The sequence below is a fragment of the Delftia lacustris genome, assembly GCF_040267515.1.
Taxonomy (GTDB): Bacteria; Pseudomonadota; Gammaproteobacteria; order Burkholderiales; family Burkholderiaceae_C; genus Comamonas; species Comamonas tsuruhatensis.
Window position 1 is genome coordinate 314,337 of sequence record NZ_CP141274.1, and the last position, 22,782, is coordinate 337,118.

Consider the following 22,782-nt stretch of genomic DNA (forward strand, 5'->3'; position numbering starts at 1 on the left):
CCAGTTCACTGCCCGCAACGATAGAAAACCCTGGGCCACAGGGCACCAGGGTTTGACTGGAGATCCGCTTCGCCATTCGGAAACCCGCGCTTAGGCCCACTGGAACGCGTGCTAACCCCTTGCCGAAAAGGCGGCCACAAGAAAAAAGGCGCCGAAGCGCCTTTCATTGACCGTGTGGTGCACAGCGCCAAAAACTGGCGCGTCCCAAGTCAGGGACACCGAGCAAGGGCCGCCCCGCCGCGAGGGTGTCGTCCCCCTCCCTTGCGAAGCAAGCAGAGAGGGGGAAGGCGCGTCAGCGCCTCAGGGGGTGATCAGGGATACAGTCCCCGCATTTCGCGGGCATGCAGGATGCGCTGGCAGGCCACGATGAAGGTGGCGGTGCGCAGCGTCACGCCGTGCTGCTGGGCCACCTGCCAGATGGCCGCGAAGGCGTCCTGCATGATGCGCACCAGGCGGGCGTTGATCTCGTCCTCGCTCCAGAAGAAGCTGGAGAAGTCCTGCACCCATTCGAAGTAGCTCACCGTCACGCCGCCGGCATTGGCCAGCACGTCGGGCAGCACCAGCACGCCCTTTTCGGTCAGGATGTCGTCGGCCTCGGTGGTGGTGGGGCCGTTGGCGCCCTCGATCACCATCTTGGCCTTGATCTTGCCGGCGTTGTCCTTGGTGATCTGGCCTTCCAGTGCGGCGGGGATCAGGATGTCGCAGTCCACGCCCCAGAAATCGGCAGCGTCCATGGCTTCGGCGCCGTCAAAGCCGCCCACGCCGCCCTTGGCGGCCACGTGGGCCAGCAGGGCCGTCACATCCAGGCCGTTGGCGTTGCGGATGGTGCCGGTGTGGTCCTGCACGGCCACGACCTTGGCGCCCGCGTCGGCGAACAGCTTGCCCGCCGTGCCGCCCACGTTGCCGAAGCCCTGCACAGCAATGCGCGCGCCCTGGACCGACAGGCCGGTCAGCTTGGCCGCTTCCACGCCCACGGTGAACACGCCGCGGCCGGTGGCCTCGACGCGGCCCAGCGAGCCGCCCAGGTCCACGGGCTTGCCCGTGACCACGCCGGTGGCGGTGGCGCCGGTGTTCATGGAGTAGGTGTCCATCATCCAGGACATGATCTGGCCGTTCGTGTTGACGTCAGGCGCTGGAATGTCCTTGGAGGGGCCGATCAGCAGGCCGATCTCGCTGGTGTAGCGGCGCGTCAGGCGCTCCAGCTCACCGCGCGACAGCGTCTTGGGATCGACACGGATGCCGCCCTTGGCGCCGCCGTAGGGCACGTTGACGGCCGCGTTCTTGACCGACATCCAGGCCGACAGGGCCATGACTTCGGACAGGGTCACGTCCTGGTGGAAACGCACGCCGCCCTTGCCGGGGCCGCGGCTCAGGTTGTGCTGCACGCGGTAGCCTTCGTAGTGGGCGATGGTGCCGTTGTCCAGCTCGATCGGCACATCGACGATCAGGATGCGCTTGGGGCGCTTGAGGGTTTCGACCCAGCGGGCGAGATGGCCCAGGTAGGGGGTGACGCGATCGACCTGCTGCAGGTAATTGCCCCAGGGGCCGAGGTGATCGGCCTGCAGGTAGGAAGGGATGGCGTGGTTGGTAACGCCGGCCGAAGCGGGTTGCTGCATGGTGGTTCCACACAAGAGTTGTCTGAGGGTTTTGAGCTTATTCCCGGGGCTATGCGCTGTCCAACGCCTTATGCGCGAGAGCCTTATGCATTTAATGCATAACCATGGGATCGCCTTGTCCAGCGGACAATCGGGGCCGCTTGCGACCCTCCGATGCACTCCAAGAAAGCCGCTCCATGACGAACAACCCCCGCACTCCCACAGACTTGGCCCATGCGCTGCTCCAGGCGCGCCACAGCGGCGAATTGCTGGATGCCGACGACTGGGCCGACGTGGTGCGCGCGCCCGCAGATGCGCAGGCCGTGCAGGCCGCCATGGCGCCCGCCCTGGGCTGGCGCGTGGCCGGCAGCCAGCAGGGACCGGGCCGCGTTCCGGGCTACTGGAAGTCTGGCGCGCCGCGCCGCGATGCCCCGCTGACCCATGCGCCGCTGCCCGAAGAAGGCGTCTGGGCCAGTCCTTCGGTGGCCGGTGGCGCGCCGCTGCACCTGCGCGGCATCGAAGCCGAGATCGCCCTGCGCCTGGGCCGCGAGGTGACGGCCGAGATGGCTTCCGCGCTGCAGCCCGGCGATGGGCTGGAGCTGATCGACGGCATCACCGCCGCCATCGAGGTGGTGGATACGCGCTGGCGCCAGCACCTGAAGGCGCCGCCGCTGCTGCTGGCCGCCGACGGCCTGTGCCATGGCGCCCTGGTGCTGGGGCCGTGGCAGGACGCTTCGCGGCTGCTGCCGCGCGAGTCGCCGCGGGACTGGTCTGCCCAGGTCTGCCGGCTGCGCGTGGGTGCGGCGCCGCTGCAGGCGTTCACCGGAACGCATCCGCTGGGCGATCCGCTGTGGCTGCTGGCCGGCTGGTTGCAGGAGTTGGTGCGCCGCTATGGCAGCGTGCCCGCAGGCACGGTGGTGACCACGGGCACATGGAATGGCCTGGCCTTTGCCCAGGCTGGCGACCTGGTGGTGGCCGAGCTGGACGGCATCGCTGAGGCCCGCCTGCAGCTGTGAGGCTTCAGGCAGGCCATCGAGTGATCAGGTGATCTTGTAGTCCTTGAGGGCCGGATCGCCGGGCGGAAAGCGCAGTTCCAGGTTGCGCAGCACCTCGCGCAGCAAGGTGGCGATCATGAGGTTGCGGTGCGTCTTGGAGTCGGCCGGCACGATGGTCCAGGGCGCCCAGGGCGTATGCGTGGCGCCCAGCAGCTGGCCGTAGGCCTGCTGGTAGTCCTTCCACTGCGTGCGCACCTTCATGTCGTTCTCGTCGAACTTCCAGTGCTTAGCCGGGTCGTCCAGGCGCTCCTGCAGGCGCATGCGCTGTTCGTCGGCGCTGATGTGCAGCAGGAACTTGACGACCACGGTGCCCGTCTCGCTGAGCATGCGCTCGAAGTCGTTGATGTGGGCAAAGCGCTGGCGCTGCTGCTCGGGTGTGATCCAGCCGTTGACCACGGGCACCAGCACGTCCTCGTAATGGCTGCGGTTGAAGACCGTGATTTCGCCAGCGGCAGGCACCTGCTGGTGGATGCGCCACAGGTAGTCATGGGCGCGCTCGGCCTCGGTGGGAGCTTTCCAGCCCACGGCGTGCACGCCCAGCGCACTCATGCGGCCGAAGACGCCACGGATGGTGCCGTCCTTGCCCGCCGTGTCCGTGCCCTGCAGCACGACCAGCAGCTTGTAGCGGCGGTCGGCGTACAGCAGGTTCTGCAGCGCATCCAGCTCCTCGGCCAGGGCCTCGACGGCGACCTTGTCCTCGGCCTTGCCGTTGCCATTGGAAAAGGGCTTGGCGCCCGGGTCGAAGTCGGCCAGGGCAATGGGTTTGTCCTTGTCCTTGTCGGACCTGGCGGAGCGCGGCTGCCATTGTTCCCAGAGCTTTTGCACGGCCGCATCGCGGCTGGAGAAAGGGTTGGAGGCGTCCATGGATAGAGCGGTGGATGAGGTGGAATGTCAGGGCCGGGCGCGAATGGATTGCACCTGCAGTTGCGGCTGCGCCATCGAAGGCGCGGCGCCAGCGGCGGGCCTGGGGCCGGGCTGGCCCCGGACTTCCACGTTCTGCCGCTGCCACTGCGTGATCTGCTCGGCGCTCAGGCCCTGGAGCTGCCAGGTCTCGCCGGAGGTGGTCTGCAGCACGGGCTGCTCATGGGGCGCATTGCCGCGCAGCACCAGGCGGCCTTGCAGGGTCAGGGGCTGGCTTGGTTCAGCCGCCGCACCCGAGGCCGGCGCAGCCGCGCTGGCGGCAGGCGAAGCCGGGGCCGAGCAGGCGCTCAGCAGGGCCAGGCCGCTGGCCAGCAGCAGCGGCAGACTGCGGCGCAGGCCGCGGGTGGAAGCAGTCGGGTGTGCGTGGTTCATGGCGTTCAGCGTACGACGGCTGTCAGCGTGCTGCCTGCCGGAACACGCAGCTGTTCCTGGTAGGTGCCTTGCGCATCAGGCTGACGCAGGAAGGGGAAATGGCCGCGCGCATTGAGGTTCACCGGTACCGTGGTGGGCAGGACCCGGGAAGACGCCAGGCTGCTGCCGTTGATCGCGGCCAGGGTGAAGCCCTGCTCCGTGCGCGCGGGCCAGCCATAGCCGCTGGGCACATCGCCGGGCAGCAGTGCGATGTTGGCGCCCCAGCGCTGGATGGCGACCGGCAGCGTGGGGCCGCCCGCTTGCTGTATGGCATTGCCCAGGACCTGCAGCGAATCGGTGGACGTGGTGTTGCTCAGCAGCTGCTTGTAGAAGCCCACGCCGTACTGGCGCACCAGATAGGCGCCCAGGCTGCCGTTGACGTCGTAGCCGAAGCAGGGCGCGGCGGTGTCGGCGCTCCAGGCGGCGGGGTCGCAGTTGAAGCCCGAGTGGGACAGCCAGGAAGGGACGCGTCCATTGGCGATGGAGTTGAAGCCGGGCGTGACGCGCTGGGCCACGATGTCTTCGCCCATCATGGCGCTCATTTCCTCCAGGAAGGTGTCGAACGCGTAGTCGGTTCCCGGCTTGGACAGCTGGACGCTGCGGCGGTAGAAGTTCGTCATGTGGACGAACTCATGGGACAGCGTGCTGATCTGGTTGGTCATGCCTTCGGCAGGATCCAGGTACAGCGTTTCCGTATCCATGTAGAACGACAGCGATTGATTGCTGTACTTGAGGTCGGGGTTCGCCGGGTCCTGCTTGAAGTTGTTCAGAGACCAGAAATAGCCCAGCAGCCCGTACGGAGTGCGGTCCGGAACGAAATTCACGAACACGATGTCCAGGGGCTGTTCGGGGTCGATGAGGTCGCTGTAGGAGTGAGCGCCCCAGGGCTCGCCCGACAGCCCCGTGATCAGGGGATAGACCGCGTCGGAGCCGCTGGTGAATCGCTGGAGCAGCGTGTCGAGCATCGCATCGCTGACCTTGGCAGCGTCGTACTCGCTGTCTTCCAGCCAGACGTTGATGGTGCGGGTGCCGGTGGGCGTGGGCACGCTGGCCTGGCGTCTGAGCGTGGCCTGGCGGGCTTCGATGCGGGAGTCGCCGGGTTGGACGAACCAGCTGCGCTGGCTGCCCACGGGCAGGATCGCCGCTGCCTGCGGCTTGATGGATTGCCGCGCCTGCATGTCCGCTGCCGTCAGGCGGGGCTTGAAGTTGCGGATGCGCTCGGGAATCCGGTTGACCGTTGCGGGTGCGGCGCTGAGGCTTTTCTGGGCCGTGGCGGTGGTCGCCGCAGGCGGAGTCAGCGTCAGGGCGGGCATGGGCACGCTGGCGTCGCCGTTGTTGGTGTAGATCAGCGTGACCTGCTTGCTGCCCAGGTTGGTCAGACCCACAGGGATCTGCTGCTCGGCCTGCGTGGTGTTGGTGTAGCTCCAGACGCCCACGCCCTGGCCCGAATAGGTGGTGGCATTGGCCGCGCCGCAGGCCGTGCCCGAGCAGGCGGCGGTCAACTGCGAAGACGGGCCGGACGGGCCGCCGCCTCCACCTCCGCCGCAACCGGCCAGAACGGCGCCCAGGGCCAGTGCGATGGCGGTCTTGCTGTGATGATGATCAAAGAACATGTTTTCCCTTCCTCTTGTGTGACCTGCTGCTGGAGATGTGGATTTTTGGTCCGATATGGCGAGAGATGCTACCCGATGCGATCCGCATCGCTGTCCGGCAACGGCCGCACCGGCACCTGCAACTGCTCCACGAACCGCCGCGCCGCCAGCCCCAGCGGGCGCTCCTTGGACCACACCCAGTCGACGAACAGCTGGGTGCCGTTGCTGATGTTGCACAGCGGAATGCGCAGCAGCGCGCCCGTCTGCAGCAGGGGCTCGGCGACGCTGAAGGGCAGCCACCCCCAGCCCAGGCCGGCCGAGACCAGGGACAGGGCCGCCAGGTGGCTGTCCGTGCGCCACAGCTGGTGCGAGAACACGAAGCGCGGATCGGTGTGGGCCAGGTCGCGGCTGGCCAGCAGGATCTGGCGCGCGCCGGCCAGCTGGCCCACGTCCAGGCGTTGCTGCCCGTCCACGCCCAGTTGCCGGGCCAGCGGGTGCCTGGCCGCCATCACGGCGACCATGGTTTCCTGGCCCATCTCCTGGAAATCCTCGCGGCCGTCGATGGCCGGGCGCTCGAAGACCAGGGCCAGATGCGCGCGGCCCGAATGCAGTTCCTTGAGCGCATCGACCTGGGCGGCCACCAGCACTTCCACCTCCAGACCCGGGAATTCCTCGACCAGCGGCTGCAGCGGCGCGGCCCAGGCCGTGGACAGCAGTTCGGGCGCGATCACCAGGGTCAGCCGCTCCTCCAGTCCCTGGTGCAGGGCCAGCGCCTGGTGGTTGAGCTGCTGCAGCTGGGCGGCCAGCAGCCGGGCCTGGGGTTCGAGTGCGCGTGCCGCCGCTGTGGGCCGGGGCTCGCGGCCGCTGCGGTCGAACAGCTGCAGGTCCAGTTCGGCCTCCAGCTGGGCGATGGCCATGCTCACGGCCGAGGGCACGCGGCCCAGCTGGCGCGCGGCGGCGGAAAACGAGCCGTGGTCCAGCACGGCAATGAACAGCGGCACCTGGTCGGCTGGAAAGGACATGGTGGGGACCTGTCAGATTTATTGAAAGAATCTGACTTTAACGTTCAATTGCCGGCATATAGACTGCGCTCCCTATGACCTTGCAGACACACAAAAAGGGCCTCCAGGGGCCCAAGCGCAAAGTGGTCTTCGTGACCCTGTATGAATTGATCGCCATCCTCGCCTCCAGCCTGCTGTTCATGGCCATCGGCCAGAGCGCCGGGCATTCGGGCGGCATGGCGATTGCCGCCTCCACGCTGGCCATCGTCTGGAACCTGACCTTCAACCACCTGTTCGAGCAGTGGGAGTCGCGCCAGAGCGTCAAGGGCCGCTCGGTGCTGCGCCGCGTGGTGCACGCCCTGGGCTTCGAGGGCGGGCTGGCCATGGTGCTGATCCCGCTGATGGCCTGGTGGTTCGGCGTCACGCTGTGGGAGGCCACGGTGATGGAGGCCGGCCTGCTGGTCTTCTTCCTGGTCTACACCTATGTCTTCAACTGGTGCTTCGACCATGTGTTCGGCCTGCCGGCCTCGGCCTCGGCATCCGCTGCGGTGGCACCCCGCGCTCAGGGCGAGCCGGCCTGCAGCAGCTGACCGGCCACGGCGGCGGCGGCCGTGCGGGTCTCCACGCCGAGTTTCTCGAAGATGTGCTCCAGGTGCTTGTTGACCGTGCGCGGGCTCATGCCCAGGATGTCGGCGATGTCGCGGTTGGTCTTGCCCTTGCTCAGCCATGACAGCACCTCGGTCTCGCGCGGGGTGAGCGCCACCTGCTGCAGCCGGCGCGCGGCGGGCGCCTGCGGCGCCTCGTGGCTGAGCAGCACCATCGACTCCCCCAGGCCGCTGGCGCCCATGTGGCGCGCCAGCAACTGGCGGCCATCGGCCAGGGCCAGCGCCAGATCCTGGTGACCGGCCTGGTCCGGCTGGCGGGCGCCGGCCAGCCAGTCCCCGGCCGCCTCCATGGGGAAGGGCTGGTCCGCAAAGGCCTCCTCCAGCCAGCGCGCTGCCTGGGGAGAGCGCCAGGCCACGCGGCCCTGGCCATCGAGCACCACCACGCCCAGCCCCGCCACGTCCACGGCTTCCTGCGCCTGGCGCGTGGCGCGGGCATTGCGCACATGGGTGGCCAGGCGCACCAGCACCTCGGGGATGCGCAGCGGCTTGACCACGTAGTCCACGCCGCCGCTGGCAAAGCCGCGGATGATCTGGTCCGTGTCCGACAGGCCGGTCATGAAGACCACGGGCACGTGGGCCCAGGCCGGCGTGTCCTTGAGCCGGCGGCACAGCGTGAAGCCGTCCATGCCGGGCATGACGGCGTCCAGCAGCACGCCATCGGGCACGGTCAGGGCAAAGCGCTGCAGCGCCTCGTCGGCATCGCGCGCGGCGAGCACCACGTAGCCTTCGGCGGCCAGGGCATCGCACAGCATGCGAAGGCTGTCCAGCGCGTCGTCCACCACGAGGATCACATGGGCGCCGTTGCCATGGCTGCTGCGGCTGGTGGCGGTGGTGGTGGCGGTCATTTCCTGCCCTCCTGGATGTTCATTCATCTGTCTCCTCCTGTTCCTGTTCGTCTTCTTCCCGGGGCTGCGGCAGCAGGCGCGCCAGCGCATCGAAGTCGAAGCGGTTCGCGCAGGCCTGCAGCGCATCGAGCAGCGCAGCATGCGCGGGCGCCTGCTGGCGCGCCTGGCGCAGGCGCTCGCGCAGGGCCGTGGCCTGGCCCGAGCGCGCCAGCCGGGCCAGGTCTTCGCGCAGGTCGGGCGGGAAGGGGGCGGCTGCCGGCGCCTGCGCTGCCTTTGCCTCTGCCTGCTCCGCGCGCGGCGCCGGCAGCAGCAACGGGCGGTTGTCATGCACCCATTCGATCCGCAGCACGCGCTCGAGCACCTGCAGCAGCTCGGACTCGATCACCGGCTTGGCGACAAAGCCCTGGCAATGCGCATCGGCCAGGCGCGGCGGGTCGTTGTCGAACAGGTTGGCCGAGACGAAGACCACGGGAAGCTGCTGCGCATCCCGGCGCGCGCGCAGCAGGGCGGCGGTCTGCCAGCCGTCCAGGTCGTCCATGCTGATGTCCAGCAGCACCAGGTCAGGCAGGCTTTGCTCCACGATCTCCAGGCACTCGCGGCCGCTGGCGGCCTCGCGGATCTCGAAGCCCAGCGGCAGCAGCAGGCCGGCCAGCAGCTGGCGCTGCAGCGGCTGGTCGTCCACCACCAGCAGGGTGCGCCGGGGCGGCAGATAGCCGATGACGGTGTGCAGCGTGGCGGCTGCGCCGGGGGGCACCCAGGACGCGTCGGGCGCCATCTCGGGCAGATACAGGCGCACGGTGAAGCAGCTGCCCTCGCCGGGCGTGCTGCTGAGCGTGAGCTGCCCGCCCATCAGCTCGGTCAGCAGGTGGGTGATGGTCAGCCCCAGGCCCGTGCCCGCCTCGCTGACGCGCCGGCCCGCGCTGCCGCGCTCGAAGGGCACGAAGATGCGCTCCATGTCCTGCGGTTCGATCCCGATGCCGGTATCGATGACCTCGATGCGCGAGACATGGGGCCGGAAATCCATGCGCAGCCGCACCTCGCCGCGCTGGGTGAAGCGCACGGCGTTGGACAGCAGGTTGATCAGGATCTGGCGCAGCCGCTTGGCGTCGGCCCGCACCCAGCGCGGCATGGTGCCCAGCGTCTCGACCGAGAACTGCAGCCCCCTGGCCTGGGCCTGGGGCCGCATCATGGCCTCGATGCCGTCGATCAGCGCGGGCAGGGGCAGGGGGGCGAGGTCCAGGCGCAGGCGGCCGGCCTCGATGCTGGCCAGCTCCAGCGATTCGTCGATCAGCGCGCGCAGGTGCTGGCCGCTGTGCTGCATGGTGGACAGGGTCTCGCGCACCCAGCCATCGACCTGCGGGCTCTTGAGCAGGATCTGCGTATAGCCCAGCAGGCTGTTGAGCGGCGAGCGCAGCTCGTGCGTCATGCCCGCCACATAGCGGGTCTTGGCCTGGCTGGCCTGCTCGGCATGGTCCTTGGCGGCCTGCAGCTCGGCATCGGTGCGCTTGTGGGCGGCGATCTCCTGCAGCAGCAGCTGGTTCTGGCGCTCGGACTCGTCCTGGGCCATGCGCCGGCTGTCCGTGCTCAGCACCACCCACCAGGCGGCCACGGCGCACAGCAGGGCCAGCAGCGCGAAGACCTTGAGGAAGGGGATGCGCAGCGCGCCGCCATCGACGCTGCCTGCCTGCAGGCTTTCCTGCATGTAGACCACGCCCACCATGAAGGCCGTCACCGCGCACAGAGACAGCATCACCACCAGGTACTGGCCCGCGCGGAAGTTCACCTTGGTGGCCCACCGCGGCGGCAGCATGGCCGAGGCCAGCGCGCGCAGCTGCTCGCCCGCGCGCGAGCCGGTCTTGCAGCGGTCATGGCAGCGCGACTCCAGCGAGCAGCACAGCGAGCAGATGGGCGCGCCGTAGGCCGGGCAGCGCGCCATGTCCTCGGACTCGAACTGGTTCTGGCAGACGGCGCAGCGCACCGTCTCGCCGGGCTTCCACAGATTGCCTGCGGGCCGTGCCAGGTAGTAGCGCCCGCCCGTCAGCCAGGCCAGCAGCGGCGACAGCAGCATGGACAGCGCCAGCGCGATGAAGGGCGAGAACGCGGCCGCCGTCTCGCCCAGCAGGCCCGCATAGGCGCAGCAGGCCACGGCGGCGGCCAGCAGCATGGCGACGGGTCCCACGGGATTGAAGTCGTACAGATGGGCGCGGCGGAATTCGATGCCCGGCGGGCTCAGCCCCAGCGGCTTGTTGATGACCAGGTCGGCCACCAGCGCGCCCACCCAGGCGATGGCCACGTTGCTGTAGATGGTCAGCACCTTCTCCAGCGCGCCGAACACGCCCAGCGTCATCAGCAAGGTGGCGATGACCACGTTGAACACCATCCAGACCACGCGCCCCGGATGGCTGCGCGTGATGCGCGCGAAGAAGTTGGACCAGGCAAGCGACCCCGCATAGGCATTGGTCACGTTGATCTTGACCTGCGAGATGACCACGAAGACCACGGTCACCGCCACGGCCAGCCCCGGCAGGCCCAGGGCCTGCAGCACCTGCTGGAAGCCTGCCAGGAACATCTGCGTGGGCTCGGCCGCGCGCGTGGCGTCCACCCCCTGCAGCTGCATGGCCGCGAACGCGAGAAAGGCGCCGCCCGCCATCTTGAGCATGCCCATCACGGCCCAGCCCGGGCCGGCCACCAGCACCGCGCCCCACCAGCGCAGCCGGTTGGCCTGGGTGCGCGGCGGCAGAAAGCGCAGGAAGTCCACCTGCTCGCCGATCTGCACCACCAGCGCGAAGATCACGGCTGCCGCCGCGCCGAACATCAGCGGATCGAACTGGCTGCTGCCCGAGCGCAGGCCGGTGAGGCTGGCGAAGTCGCGGTACAGCTGCGGCTGGGCCAGCGCCATCCACACGAAGGGCAGCACCAGCAGGAACAGCCACAGCGGCTGCGTCCAGGCCTGCAGGCGCGAGATCAGCGTGATGCCGCGCATGGCCAGCGGCAGCACCACCAGGGCCGACAGCGCATAGCACCACTGCAGCGGCCAGTCCACCACCAGCTGCAGGGCCAGCGCCATGATGGCCGCCTCCAGCGCGAAGAAGATGAAGGTGAAGACGGCGTAGATCAGCGAGGTGATGGTCGAGCCCAGGTAGCCGAAGCCCGCGCCGCGCGTCAGCAGGTCCATGTCAAGCCCGTAGCGTGCGGCGCAGACGGCGATGGGCAGCCCCGTCAGGAAGATCACCAGCCCCACGGTGACGATGGCCCACATGGCGTTGGCGAAGCCGTAGTTCAGCGCAATGGCGCCGCCGATGGCCTCCAGCGCCAGGAAGGACAGCGAGCCGAAGGCCGTGTTGGCCACACGGAACTCGCTCCAGCGCCGGAAGCTGCGCGGCGTGTAGCGCAGCGCGTAGTCCTCCATGGTCTCGTCGGCCACCCAGGCGTTGTACTCGCGCCGGAACCGGAAGATGGTCTGCGGCGCGGCTGCGGTGCCGGTGGGGCTGTCGGGCGGGGGGGCGGAGTGCATTCCCAGGTCTAGCAAGAAACGTGCGGGGCCAATGCTGGCGCGGCTTGCAAGAGGGGTAGCCGGGGTGCGTACGCAGGTGGCTACGTCAATTGACGTATGGGCGGCGGCAAGGGTTCTTCCTAATCTTGGACCCAGCGCGGAAACAAGCCGTAACCGCAACGCCAGTTTTCAGCCACTTGCAGATCACCCAACCGATCCTTACAGGAGAGTCACCATGAGCCACCCCTCCGACCCCCGCACACCTGGTTCCCCCGGCACGGAAATGGGCCGCCGCCGCGTCCTGCAGGCGCTTGGCGCCGCCTCGGTGGCCGGGCTGCCGGCCTGGTCCTTCGCCCAGGCCACGGCCCAGGTCAACACCACCAAGCTGGCCGTGACCGATACCGAAGTCGTCGTGGGCCAGCTGCACTCGGCCACGGGCACCATGGCGATCTCCGAGACCGGCTCCATCCAGGCCGAGCAACTGGCCATCGACCAGATCAACGCCATGGGCGGCATCCTGGGCCGCAAGATCCGCGTGATCAAGGAAGACGGTGCCTCCGACTGGCCCACCTTCGCCGAGAAGTCCAAGAAGCTGCTCATCAACGACCGCTGCGCCGCCGTCTTCGGCTGCTGGACCAGCGCCTCGCGCAAGGCCGTGCTGCCCGTGTTCGAGAAGGAAAACGGCCTGCTGTACTACCCCACCTTCTACGAAGGCCTGGAGCAGTCCAAGAACGTGATCTACACGGGCCAGGAAGCCACGCAGCAGATCCTGTACAGCCTGGACTGGGCCAAGGCCGAGAAAAAGGCCAAGACCTTCTTCCTGATCGGCTCGGACTACATCTGGCCGCGCACCTCCATGAAGATCGCGCGCAAGCACATCGAGAACTTCCAGAAGGGCAAGGTCGTCGGCGAGGAGTACTACCCGCTGGGCAGCACCAACTTCGGCTCGCTGGTCAACAAGATCAAGCTGCAAAAGCCGGACTGCATCTTCGTGGCCGTGGTGGGCGGCTCCAACGTGGCCTTCTACAAGGCGCTCAAGGCCGCGGGCATCACGGGTGACAAGCAACTGCTGGTCACGCTGTCGGTGACCGAGGACGAGATGACCGGCGTGGGCGGCGAGAACTTCACGGGCTTCTACTCCTCGATGAAGTACTTCCAGACGCTGGACAACGAGAACAACAAGAAGTTCGTGGCCGCCTTCAAGGCCAAGTACGGCCCCAACGCCGTCATCGGCGACGTCACCCAGGCCGGCTACCTGGGCCCCTGGCTGTGGAAGGCCGCCGTGGAAAAGGCCAAGAGCTTCGACGTGGACAAGGTGGTGGCCGCATCGCCGGGGCTGGAACTCAAGACCGCGCCCGAAGGCTACGTGAAGGTGGACGCCAACCACCACCTGTGGAGCAAGTCGCGCATTGCCGTGGGGCAGCCGGACGGCACGTTCAAGGTGGTCTCGGAATCTCCGGAATTGATCAAACCCGATCCCTTCCCCAAGGGTTACCAGTAAGCCCTGATCCGTTCAGGCAGGTGATGCGTGGCGGCCTGCGGCCTGGTGGGCGGGCCGCCGCGTGAACCGTTTCCCCCACTCCCGATTGGCTTGCGCGCAGGAGCAGCACCATGAGTTTTTCCGACATGATGAACATCGGCCTGATGCAGGGCTTCGCGGGGCTGAGCCTGTTCGCCGTGCTGCTGCTGATGGGCCTGGGCCTGGCCATCATCTTTGGCCAGATGGGCGTGATCAACATGGCGCATGGCGAGTTCATGACCATTGGCGCCTACACCATCTACCTGGGCTCCACGCTCACGGCGCAGCACGCGCCCGAGTTCATGCCCTACTACTTCCCGCTGGCCATCGTGGCCGCCTTCCTGTTCGCCTTCGCGGCCGGCTGGCTGGTGGAGTGGGGGCTGATCCGCCACCTCTACAAGCGGCCGCTGGACACGCTGCTGGCCACCTGGGGCGTGAGCCTGGCGCTGCAGCAGTGCTTTCGCACCTTCATCGGCCCCAAGGAAGTCAGCCCCACCCTGCCTGACTGGCTGATGGGCTCGTGGGCGCCGGCCGAGGGGCTGGACATTCCCATCAACGGCCTGTTCGTGCTGGCGCTGACCATGGCCGTCACGGCCGGCGTGCTGATCGCGCTGCACAAGAGCCGCTGGGGCCTGCGCGTGCGCGCCACGGTCAGCAACCGCGTGATGGCCAACGCCATCGGCATCGACACCAAGAAGACCGACCGCCTGACCTTTGCCATCGGCTGCGGCATCGCGGGCGTGGCGGGCGCGGCCTTCACCACCATCGGCTCCACCGGCCCCACCTCGGGCTCGCTGTACATCGTGGACGCCTTCCTGGTGGTCACCTTCGGCGGCGCGGCCAGCCTGCTGGGCACCGTGGTCTCGGCCTTCGGCATTGCGCAGACGCAGTCCATCACCGAGTTCTTCCTCGCGGGCTCCATGGCCAAGGTGATCACGCTGTCGCTGATCGTCTTCATCCTGATGCTGCGTCCCCAGGGCCTGTTCGCGTCCAAGGTGCGGCGCTGATCCCGGCGCCGGCCCTGTCCACGAATTCCCCCGCGTTCCCCCGATTTCCCCTGAGTTCACCGGAGTCATTCCATGCAAGCCCTCAAAGCCTGGATACAGCGCTACCAGCTCGCCAGCCTGGTGCTGCTCACCGTCCTGCTGGCGGTGGTGCTGCCCCTGGCGCTGGACATCTTCCGCCTCAACCTGGTCGGCAAGTACCTGACCTATGCCTTCGTCGCCATCGGCCTGGTCATGGTCTGGGGCTATGGCGGCGTGCTCAGCCTGGGCCAGGGCGTGTTCTTCGGCCTGGGCGGCTACGCCATGGCCATGTTCCTGAAGCTGGAGGCGTCCGACCCCATCAGCACCAAGATCCAGTCCACGCCCGGCATCCCCGACTTCATGGACTGGAACCAGCTGACCGAGCTGCCCTCGTTCTGGCTGCCCTTCAAGAGCCTGCCGTTCTCGCTGGCCGCCGTCATCGCCGTGCCCACGCTGCTGGCCTGGCTCATCAGCTTCGCCATGTTCAAGCGCCGCGTGGGCGGGGTGTACTTCGCCATCATCACGCAGGCCGTGGCGCTGATCGTCACCGTGCTCATCATCGGCCAGCAGGGCTACACGGGCGGCGTCAACGGCATGACCGACCTCAAGACCCTGTGGGGCTGGGACACGCGCACGGACAGCGCCAAGTACATCCTCTACTACGTCTGCGTGGCCCTGCTGATCGGCGCCATCGTGCTGTGCCGCTGGATTCAGACGGGCAAGGTGGGCACCCTGCTGCTGGCCATGCGCGACAAGGAAGACCGCGTGCGCTTTTCCGGCTACGACGTGGCCAACTTCAAGGTCTTCGTGTTCTGCCTGGCCGCTGCGCTGTCGGGCGTGGGCGGCGCGCTGTTCACGCTGCAGGTGGGCTTCATGTCGCCCAGCTTCGTGGGCATCGTTCCCTCCATCGAGATGGTCATCTACGCCGCCGTGGGCGGGCGCATGAGCCTGGTGGGCGCCGTGTACGGCACGCTGCTGGTCAACGCGGGCAAGACCTATTTCTCGGAGAGCTTCCCGGACCTGTGGCTGTTCCTCATGGCGGGCCTGTTCATCGGCGTGACCATGGCCTTCCCGATGGGGCTGGCCGGGCTGTGGGAAAGCCGCATCGTTCCCTGGTGGAACAGCCGCCGCAAGGGCGCGGCACCGGCCGCAGCGCCTGCCGCAGCGCAGGGAGCCCAGGCAGCACCTGCCCCGGCCGCCACCAAGCCCACGTCCGCCCTGTCCGAAGGCATGGGCCGCCAGGGCGCCTGAACCACAGCGGGAGCACACCATGAGCAATACCGACTTCACGCTGGCCGTGGAAGACCTGACGGTCTCCTTCGACGGCTTCAAGGCCATCGACGCGCTGAACCTGTACATCGACAGGAACGAGCTGCGCGTCATCATCGGCCCCAACGGCGCGGGCAAGACCACGCTGCTGGACCTGATCTGCGGCAAGACCCGCGCCACGGGCGGCAGCATCAAGTTCAAGAACGAGGAACTCACGCGCATGGCAGAGCACAAGCGCGTGCGCCTGGGGATCGGGCGCAAGTTCCAGACGCCGTCCATCTACGAGAACCTGTCGGTCTTCCAGAACCTGGAGGTCTCCTACCCCGAAGGCCGCTCGGTCTTCGGCGCGCTGGCCTTCAAGTGCACGGAGGCGGTGCGCGATCGCGTGCAGGCCGTGGCCGCCGACATCGGCCTGGACGAGCGCCTGGACACCGAGGCCGGCCTGCTCAGCCACGGCCAGAAGCAGTGGCTGGAGATCGGCATGCTGCTCATGCAGGAGCCCGAGCTGCTGATGCTGGACGAGCCCATCGCCGGCATGAGCGCCCGCGAGCGCGAACTGACGGCCGAGCTGCTGCAGCGCATCTGCAAGAACCGCTCCGTCATCGTCATCGAGCACGACATGGAGTTCGTGGCGCGCATCGCGCACAAGGTCACCGTCATGCACCAGGGAAAGATCCTCGCCGAGGGTCCCATGGACAAGGTGCAGGCCGATCCCAAGGTCATCGACGTCTACCTCGGCCACTGAGGCACGCACAAGGAATTCACATGCTGCAAGTCAAGGATCTGTACGTGGCCTATGGCCAGAGCGAGGCGCTGCACGGCATCAGCTTCGAGGGCCGCGAGAACGAAACCGTGGCCATCATGGGCCGCAACGGCATGGGCAAGACCACGCTGTTCAAAAGCCTGATGGGCGTCATGCCCGCCAAGAGCGGCCAGATCACCGTGGCCGGCCAGGACGTCACGAAGGACGAGAGCTTCCGGCGCGTGGCCAAGGGCATTGCCTACGTGCCCCAGGGCCGCATGATCTTCCCCACGCTGACCGTGGAAGAGAACATACAGACGGGCCTGGAGAACGCGAAGTCGCGCCAGGTGCCCGACGACATCTACGCCCTGTTCCCCGTGCTCTGGGACATGCGCCGGCGCAAGGGCGGCAACCTCTCGGGCGGGCAGCAGCAGCAGCTGGCCATTGCGCGCGCCCTGGTCACCGACCCCAAGGTGCTGCTGCTGGACGAGCCGACCGAGGGCATACAGCCTTCCATCATCAAGGACATCGCCAAGGCGCTCAACGAGATCCGCAAGCTGCGCCGCATCACCATCGTGGTCAGCGAGCAGGTGCTTTCCTTCGCCATGGATGTGGCCGACCGGCTGTTCGTCATCGAGGGCGGGAGATTGGTACATGAAACCGCGCGTGCCGATACCGACGAGCAGCGCATCAAGTCCTACCTCTCCGTCTGATCCGTTTTTTCCCCACTGCCATCGCAAGGAGCACACCATGGCCGAAACCCTGATCAAGGTCGATCTCAACCAGTCCCCCTACGACAACCCGCAGGTGCACAACCGCTGGCATCCCGACATCCCCATGGCGGTCTGGGTGGAGCCGGGCGCGGAGTTCAAGCTGGAGACCTATGACTGGACCGGCGGCGCCATCAAGAACGACGACAGCGCCGAAGACGTGCGCGACGTGGACCTGTCCACCGTCCACTTCCTGTCCGGCCCCGTGGGCGTCAAGGGCGCCGAGCCCGGCGACCTGCTGGTGGTGGACCTGCTGGACATCGGCGCGCGCGACGACAGCCTCTGGGGCTTCAACGGCTTTTTCTCCAAGCAAAACGGCGGCGGCTTCCTGGACGAGCATTTCCCGCTGGCCCAGAAGTCCATCTGGGACTTCCACGGCATGTTCACCAAGAGCCGCCACATCCCCGGCGTCAACTTCGCAGGCCTCATCCACCCGGGACTGATCGGCTGCCTGCCCGACCCCAAGATGCTGGCCAGCTGGAACGAGCGCGAGACCGGCCTCATCGCCACCGACCCCGACCGCATCCCCGGCCTGGCCAACCCGCCCAACGCCACCACCGCCCACATGGGCCAGATGCAGGGCGAGGCGCGCGACAAGGCCGCCGCCGAAGGCGCGCGCACCGTGCCGCCGCGCGAGCATGGCGGCAACTGCGACATCAAGGACCTCTCGCGCGGCTCGCGCGTGTTCTTCCCCGTCTACGTGGACGGCGCGGGCCTGAGCGTGGGCGACCTGCACTTCAGCCAGGGCGATGGCGAAATCACCTTCTGCGGCGCCATCGAGATGGCCGGATGGGTGCACATGAAGGTTTCGCTGATCAAGGGCGGCATGGCCAAGTACGGCATCAAGAACCCCATCTTCAAGCCCAGCCCCATGACGCCCAACTACAAGGACTACCTGATCTTCGAAGGCATCTCGGTGGACGAAAAGGGCAAGCAGCACTACCTGGACGTGACCGTGGCCTACCGCCAGGCCTGCCTGAACGCCATCGAGTACCTGAAGAAATTCGGCTACAGCGGTGCCCAGGCCTACTCGCTGCTGGGCACGGCGCCCGTGCAGGGCCACATCAGCGGCGTGGTGGACGTGCCCAATGCCTGCGCCACGCTGTGGCTGCCCACGGAGATCTTCGACTTCGACATCAATCCCACGGCCGAGGGACCACAGAAGATCATCACGGGCGGGGTGGACCTGCCCATCGCCCAGGACAAGTAAGCCCGGCATACGACACCCGCCATCCACCATCCGCCAGAGGCCGCCCATGCCCACCTATGACTACCACTGCGCCGCATGCGGCGGCTTCGACGCGCTGCGCAGCCTCTCGCAGCGCAACGAGCCCGCGCCCTGCCCCATCTGCGAGGCGGCATCGCCCCGCGTCTTCGTCAGCGCGCCGCGCCTGGCCTGCACCAGCCCCGAGCAGCGCCGCGCCCACGACACCAACGAGCGAGCCCGGCACGAGCCCAGGCGCTCACGCGATGTGGCCGAGGGCAGCTACGCGCGCATGCGCCACCCCTCGGGCTGCGGCTGCTGCAGCGGCGCCAGCAAGCGCGGCTCCACGGTCACGGCGCCCAACGGCGCCAAGACCTTCCCGACCAAGCGGCCCTGGATGATCAGCCACTGACCGCGGCCCCTGCGCCGCACCGATGCAAAAAAGGCCCGCGACGCGGGCCTTTGTCCTGCCTGGCCGTACCGCTCAGTGCACGGCGCCGATGAAGCCCGCCAGCTCCGGCGTCTGCGGGCTGGCGAACAGCTGCTTGGCCGGGCCGCTTTCGTGGATCAGGCCCTGGTGCATGAACACCAGCTGGTCGCCCACGTCGCGGGCAAAGCGCATCTCGTGCGTGACCATGATCAGCGTCATGCCCTCGGCGGCGAGCTGCTTGACCACGGCCAGCACCTCGTTGACCAGCTCCGGGTCCAGGGCCGAGGTGATCTCGTCGCACAGCAGCACCTTGGGCTGCATGGCCAGCGCGCGCGCAATGGCCACGCGCTGCTGCTGGCCGCCGCTGAGCTGGTCGGGGTAGCTGTCGTACTTGTCGCCCAGGCCGACCTTGGCCAGCATCTGGCGCGCCAGCGCCGCCGCCTCGGGCTTTTTCACGCCCTTGACCACGGTGGGCGACAGGGCCACGTTCTCGCCCGCCGTCAGGTGGGGGAACAGGTTGAACTGCTGGAAGACCATGCCCACGTTCAGGCGCAGCGCGCGCAGCTGGGCGGGCGAGGGCGCGCTGCCCTCCGAGCCCTTGAGCACGGCGTCGTCCACCACGATCTGGCCGGACTGGATGGCCTCCAGCCCGTTGATGGAGCGCAGCAGCGTGCTCTTGCCCGAGCCGCTGCGGCCGATGATGGCGACCACCTGGCCGCTGTCCACGCTCAGGTCCACGCCCTTGAGCACATGGTTGTTGCCGTAATGCTTGTGAACGGCGCGCACATCAACGAGCGGCATAGAGTTTCTTCTCCAGATGGGATGCGTAGAGGGACAGGGGCCAGCACAGCAGGAAGTAGCCTGCGGCGACCAGGCCGTAGATGAGGAAGGGCTGGAAGGTGGCGTTGGCCAGCATGGAGCCGAGCTTGGTCAGCTCGCTGAAGCCGATGATCGAGGCCACCGCCGTGCCCTTGATGATCTGCACCGAGAAGCCGACCGTGGGCGCTATCGACAGGCGCAGCGCCTGCGGCAGCACCACATGGCGCATCTGCTGCAGGTAGCCCATGGCCAGGCTGGACGAGGCTTCCCACTGGCCGCGGGGAATGGACTCCACGCAGCCGCGCCAGACCTCGGCCAGGTAGGCGCTGGTGTACAGCGTCAGGCCGATGGCGGCCGCCGTCCAGGGCGAGATGTCCAGGCCGGCCATGGACGAGCCGAAGAACACGATGAACATCTGCATCAGCAGCGGCGTGTTCTGGAAGGCCTGGATATAGGCCTTGGCCAGGCGGCGCAGGTTCAGGCTGCGGCCCACGCGGGCGAACAGCACCAGCAATCCGGTGGCGCCGCCCAGCACGAAGGCCAGCAGCGACAGCGCCAGCGTGGCCAGCAGGCCCTCGGCCAGCTTGGCCAGGATGGGCAGCAGGGGAATGTCGGCAATCATGCGGCGTCTCCGGCAGTGGTTGCAGGTGCAGCGGGTGCAGCGGGCCTGGCTGCACGCGGCGTGCGGCGGCCCACCACGAAGCGCTGGCCTATCCAGGCCAGCAACTGGCGCAGTGCCAGGGCCAGCACGAAGTACGCCGCCGTCACCACCAGGTAGGTCTCGAACGCGCGGAAGTTGCGCGACTGGATGAAGTTGGCCGCAAACGTCAGGTCCTGGGCCGCGATCTGCGAGACCACCGAGGTGCCCAGCATCACGATCACGATCTGGCTGCTCAGCGAGGGCCAGACCCGCTGCAGCGCAGGGCGCAGCACCACATGGCGGAAGATCGCCCAGCGGCCCATGCCCAGCGCGCCAGCGGCTTCCAGCTGGCCGCGCGGCGTCTCCTGGATGCCGGCGCGCACGATCTCGGTGATGTAGGCGCCCAGGTTGATCACCGTGGTCAGCAGGCAGGCCTGCCATTCGTTGATCTGCACGCCCAGCGAAGGCAGGCCGAAGAACACGAACATCAGCTGCACCAGGAAGGGCGTGTTGCGTATGCCCTCCACGTACACCTTGAACAGCCAGTGCAGCGGCGCAATGCGCCAGGCGCGGCTGACGCCGCCGGCCACGCCGATGGCGCCGCCCAGCACGGCGCCCGCCGCCGTCAGCGCCAGCGTGAAGCCCGCGCCCTGTGCCAGCAGGCCGCTGTAGTCGAACACGGCGCCGAAGTCGAATTGATAGGCCATGGAAGGATTTCCGGGAACAGGGGCGCAGCGGTTACAGGGTGGCGGGCAGCGGCATCTTCATCCAGCGCTGGGACAGGCTGGTCAGGCGGCCGTCGGCCTTGAGCTTGGTGATGATGGCGTCCACCTTCTGCAGCAGCGCCGGCTCGCCCTTGGCCACGCCGATGTAGCAGGGCGTGTCCTCGACCGCGAACTTCACGTCCAGCTGGCGCAGCCTGGTGCGCTCGTTGACGGCGTTGGCCACGATGTTGCCCAGCGTCACCAGCTGCACCTGGCCCGTCAGGTAGCTTTGCGCGGTGGCGTTGTTGTCCTCGTAGCGCTTGATGGTGGCCGAGGCCGGCGCCACCTGCGTGAGGGCCAGGTCCTCGGTGGAGCCGCGCGTCACGCCCACGGTCTTGCCGGCCAGGTCGGCAGGGGCCTTGATGCTCATGTCCTTGGGGCCGTAGACGCTCTTGGGGAAGGGGGCATAGGCCTGGGTGAAGTCGATCACCTTGGCGCGCTCGGCGTTCTTGCCCAGGCTGGAGATGACGATGTCGGCCTTGCCCGTGGTCAGGAAGGGGATGCGGTTGGTGCTGGTCACGGGCACCAGCTCCACCTTCACGCCCAGCTCCTGGGCCACCAGGGCCGCCATGTCGATGTCATAGCCCTGCAGCTTCAGGTCGGTGCCCAGCGAGCCGAAGGGCGGGAAGTCCTGCGGAATCGCCACGCGAAGCACGCCGGCCTTCTGGATGTTGGCCAGCATGTCGGCATGGGCGGCGCCGCCCAGGCCGGCAGTGGCCAGGGTGGCGGCCGCCAGGGCGGTGCGGATGAATGCGCGGCGGGGTGTCAGGGGGGAAGTCATGCGAAAGCTCCTTCAGAAGGTGGGATGAGGCGAAAGGAAAGCGGGTCAGGGTCGGGCGCAGATGTATCGGGCGCCGTTGCGTCGGGCGCTGTTGCGTCGAGTGCCGTCGCGTCGGGCGCCGCCGCGTCGTCCGGTGTGTCGAGATCGATGCCGCTGCGCCTGGCGGCCGACAGCAGGTGGGCGCGCATGGCGCCCGCGGCACCCGGCGCATCGCCTGCGCAGACGGCCTGCACGATGGCGTCGTGCTCGCGCACCGGCTGGTCGTCGGCGCCGCTCCAGGCAAAGGGCAGGCGCAGGCTGTGGCTGATGGCCAGCTCCAGCTGGCGCGCCATGGCCACCAGGCCCGGGTTGCCCGACAGCTGGGCCAGCAGCAGGTGGAACTGCAGATCGGCGTCGGCGGCGGCCAGCAGGTCGCTGCGGTCCAGGGCGTGGGCCAGCTGGGACTGGGTCCATTGCAGCTGGCGCAGGCCGCTGTCGTCGGCGCGCACGGCCGCCAGCGCGGCCCAGCCCGGCTCCAGCACCAGGCGCAGCTCGATCAGCTGGCGCGGCGACAGCGTGCCCAGCGCCGGGGTGGCATAGGCGCGGTGCATGCGTGCACGGCCGCTGTGCGGGCCGTTGATGCGCACGCCCTTGCCCGGCTGGATCTCGACCAGGCCCAGGGCCTCCAGCATGGACAGCGCCTCGCGCAGCGAAGCGCGGCTGATGCCCAGCTGCCGGGCCAGCTCGCGCTGCGGCGGCAGCTGGCTCCCGCCGGGATAGTGGCCGCTCAGGATGTGCTGCTGCAGCGTCTGGGCCATCGAGATCGGAATGCTTTGCATGGGCTGGCGCGGGTGGAGGGTTTTGGCCTGACTGGTCAGACCGCGTACCCAGCAGATAGCGAATTGCGTGCCAGATGCAAAAAAAGGAGCGTTTTCCTCAGGCATTGCAAAGAATCCGGGGCGATGGGACATCGACAATCCGCCCCGAAGGCGCCGCCGGCGGCCCGCGCTGCCGCGCTTTGGTGCAGTGCCGCATGGCTTTGTGCAGGCCTGCCCCGAATGCGGGCGTAAAACCCGCACTGCAGGCCGCCGCCAGCCGCCGTAGAATCCCGGGCTTTGGCCCGAGGAGCGTTGCAGCGCGGCACCCGCCCATCCGTACACCGGATCGCGTGCCGCGTCAGGCTTGGGCCAGGTGCAGGTTCCCGGCCGGACCGCGCCCACGGTGCCAACGACGCTCACCTGTTGCCATGCCGTTTTTGCAGG

At 68.0% G+C, this 22,782-nt stretch carries 21 protein-coding genes and 1 riboswitch; of the genes, 9 read left to right on the forward strand and 12 right to left on the reverse strand.

Annotated features, from left to right (window positions below; all coding sequences use genetic code 11):
• Window positions 1-311: 311 nt before the first annotated feature.
• On the reverse strand, window positions 312-1,616 hold the full coding sequence (locus U6958_RS02870) for a Glu/Leu/Phe/Val dehydrogenase (RefSeq protein WP_016450234.1): 1,305 nt from the start codon (window positions 1,614-1,616) through the stop codon (window positions 312-314).
• Window positions 1,617-1,792: 176 nt separating this feature from the next.
• Here U6958_RS02870 and U6958_RS02875 point away from each other — a divergent pair, with 176 nt between their 5' ends.
• Complete coding sequence (locus U6958_RS02875; protein ID WP_074921224.1) at window positions 1,793-2,611, forward strand: fumarylacetoacetate hydrolase family protein; 819 nt, start codon at window positions 1,793-1,795, stop codon at window positions 2,609-2,611.
• Between the two features lie 24 nt (window positions 2,612-2,635).
• Here the strand turns inward: U6958_RS02875 and U6958_RS02880 are convergent, their stop codons facing one another.
• The 4 genes from U6958_RS02880 to U6958_RS02895 form a co-directional block, all read right to left on the reverse strand.
• Window positions 2,636-3,514: a PPK2 family polyphosphate kinase gene (locus tag U6958_RS02880; RefSeq protein ID WP_017404944.1), complete on the reverse strand. Its 879-nt coding sequence runs from the start codon at window positions 3,512-3,514 to the stop codon at window positions 2,636-2,638.
• Between the two features lie 27 nt (window positions 3,515-3,541).
• The gene (locus tag U6958_RS02885; RefSeq protein ID WP_016450231.1) at window positions 3,542-3,943 is read right to left on the reverse strand and encodes a hypothetical protein; all 402 of its coding nucleotides are present in this window, start codon (window positions 3,941-3,943) and stop codon (window positions 3,542-3,544) included.
• A gap of 5 nt (window positions 3,944-3,948) precedes the next feature.
• On the reverse strand, window positions 3,949-5,595 hold the full coding sequence (locus tag U6958_RS02890) for a M30 family zinc metallopeptidase (protein ID WP_074921225.1): 1,647 nt from the start codon (window positions 5,593-5,595) through the stop codon (window positions 3,949-3,951).
• Window positions 5,596-5,663: 68 nt separating this feature from the next.
• The gene (locus U6958_RS02895) at window positions 5,664-6,596 is read right to left on the reverse strand and encodes a LysR family transcriptional regulator (RefSeq protein WP_016450229.1); all 933 of its coding nucleotides are present in this window, start codon (window positions 6,594-6,596) and stop codon (window positions 5,664-5,666) included.
• Window positions 6,597-6,670: 74 nt separating this feature from the next.
• Here U6958_RS02895 and U6958_RS02900 point away from each other — a divergent pair, with 74 nt between their 5' ends.
• The gene (locus U6958_RS02900; protein ID WP_016452173.1) at window positions 6,671-7,165 is read left to right on the forward strand and encodes a PACE efflux transporter; all 495 of its coding nucleotides are present in this window, start codon (window positions 6,671-6,673) and stop codon (window positions 7,163-7,165) included.
• On the opposite strand, the gene U6958_RS02905 is transcribed toward U6958_RS02900, so the two are convergent.
• Both U6958_RS02905 and U6958_RS02910 read right to left on the reverse strand, forming a co-directional pair.
• Window positions 7,138-8,085, reverse strand: a complete 948-nt coding sequence (locus U6958_RS02905) for a response regulator (RefSeq protein WP_074921226.1) — start codon at window positions 8,083-8,085, stop codon at window positions 7,138-7,140. The two genes, U6958_RS02900 and U6958_RS02905, sit on opposite strands and share 28 nt — an antisense overlap.
• A gap of 19 nt (window positions 8,086-8,104) precedes the next feature.
• Window positions 8,105-11,599: an ATP-binding protein gene (locus U6958_RS02910; protein ID WP_016452171.1), complete on the reverse strand. Its 3,495-nt coding sequence runs from the start codon at window positions 11,597-11,599 to the stop codon at window positions 8,105-8,107.
• A 214-nt stretch (window positions 11,600-11,813) separates the two neighbouring features.
• On the opposite strand from U6958_RS02910, the gene urtA reads away from it, so the two are divergent.
• The 7 genes from urtA to U6958_RS02945 all read left to right on the forward strand — a co-directional run bounded on the left by urtA (window position 11,814) and on the right by U6958_RS02945 (window position 18,519).
• Window positions 11,814-13,079 carry an urea ABC transporter substrate-binding protein gene (gene urtA / locus U6958_RS02915; RefSeq protein WP_016450225.1) on the forward strand — a complete coding sequence of 422 codons (1,266 nt, stop codon included), beginning with the start codon at window positions 11,814-11,816 and terminating at the stop codon, window positions 13,077-13,079.
• 110 nt (window positions 13,080-13,189) lie between these two features.
• Window positions 13,190-14,104, forward strand: a complete 915-nt coding sequence (gene urtB / locus U6958_RS02920; RefSeq protein ID WP_043789397.1) for an urea ABC transporter permease subunit UrtB — start codon at window positions 13,190-13,192, stop codon at window positions 14,102-14,104.
• A 72-nt stretch (window positions 14,105-14,176) separates the two neighbouring features.
• A complete protein-coding gene (gene urtC, locus U6958_RS02925) occupies window positions 14,177-15,373 on the forward strand; it encodes an urea ABC transporter permease subunit UrtC (protein ID WP_017407726.1) in 1,197 nt (398 codons plus the stop codon).
• A 19-nt stretch (window positions 15,374-15,392) separates the two neighbouring features.
• Window positions 15,393-16,136, forward strand: a complete 744-nt coding sequence (gene urtD, locus U6958_RS02930; RefSeq protein ID WP_043789395.1) for an urea ABC transporter ATP-binding protein UrtD — start codon at window positions 15,393-15,395, stop codon at window positions 16,134-16,136.
• 20 nt (window positions 16,137-16,156) lie between these two features.
• Entirely contained in the window at window positions 16,157-16,846 is a 690-nt protein-coding gene (gene urtE, locus U6958_RS02935; RefSeq protein WP_016450221.1) for an urea ABC transporter ATP-binding subunit UrtE, read from the forward strand.
• Between the two features lie 37 nt (window positions 16,847-16,883).
• Window positions 16,884-18,113, forward strand: a complete 1,230-nt coding sequence (gene fmdA / locus U6958_RS02940; RefSeq protein ID WP_012202164.1) for a formamidase — start codon at window positions 16,884-16,886, stop codon at window positions 18,111-18,113.
• Window positions 18,114-18,159: 46 nt separating this feature from the next.
• On the forward strand, window positions 18,160-18,519 hold the full coding sequence (locus tag U6958_RS02945) for a zinc ribbon domain-containing protein (protein ID WP_016452169.1): 360 nt from the start codon (window positions 18,160-18,162) through the stop codon (window positions 18,517-18,519).
• A 72-nt stretch (window positions 18,520-18,591) separates the two neighbouring features.
• Here the strand turns inward: U6958_RS02945 and U6958_RS02950 are convergent, their stop codons facing one another.
• Genes U6958_RS02950 through U6958_RS02970 form a run of 5 tightly spaced genes read right to left on the reverse strand, consistent with a single transcriptional unit; the run spans window position 18,592 to window position 22,359 of the window.
• Entirely contained in the window at window positions 18,592-19,338 is a 747-nt protein-coding gene (locus U6958_RS02950; RefSeq protein WP_016448706.1) for an amino acid ABC transporter ATP-binding protein, read from the reverse strand.
• Window positions 19,325-19,978, reverse strand: a complete 654-nt coding sequence (locus U6958_RS02955) for an amino acid ABC transporter permease (RefSeq protein ID WP_017406331.1) — start codon at window positions 19,976-19,978, stop codon at window positions 19,325-19,327. Before U6958_RS02955 ends, U6958_RS02950 begins: the two co-directional genes overlap by 14 nt.
• Window positions 19,975-20,703, reverse strand: a complete 729-nt coding sequence (locus tag U6958_RS02960) for an amino acid ABC transporter permease (RefSeq protein ID WP_070080794.1) — start codon at window positions 20,701-20,703, stop codon at window positions 19,975-19,977. The genes U6958_RS02955 and U6958_RS02960 overlap by 4 nt, the downstream gene beginning before the upstream one ends.
• Window positions 20,704-20,734: 31 nt before the next feature.
• The gene (locus U6958_RS02965; RefSeq protein WP_074921227.1) at window positions 20,735-21,541 is read right to left on the reverse strand and encodes a transporter substrate-binding domain-containing protein; all 807 of its coding nucleotides are present in this window, start codon (window positions 21,539-21,541) and stop codon (window positions 20,735-20,737) included.
• Entirely contained in the window at window positions 21,538-22,359 is an 822-nt protein-coding gene (locus U6958_RS02970; protein WP_074921228.1) for a FadR/GntR family transcriptional regulator, read from the reverse strand. Before U6958_RS02970 ends, U6958_RS02965 begins: the two co-directional genes overlap by 4 nt.
• Before the next feature lie 277 nt (window positions 22,360-22,636).
• A riboswitch (S-adenosyl-L-homocysteine riboswitch) is annotated at window positions 22,637-22,763 on the forward strand.
• Window positions 22,764-22,782 lie beyond the last annotated feature (19 nt).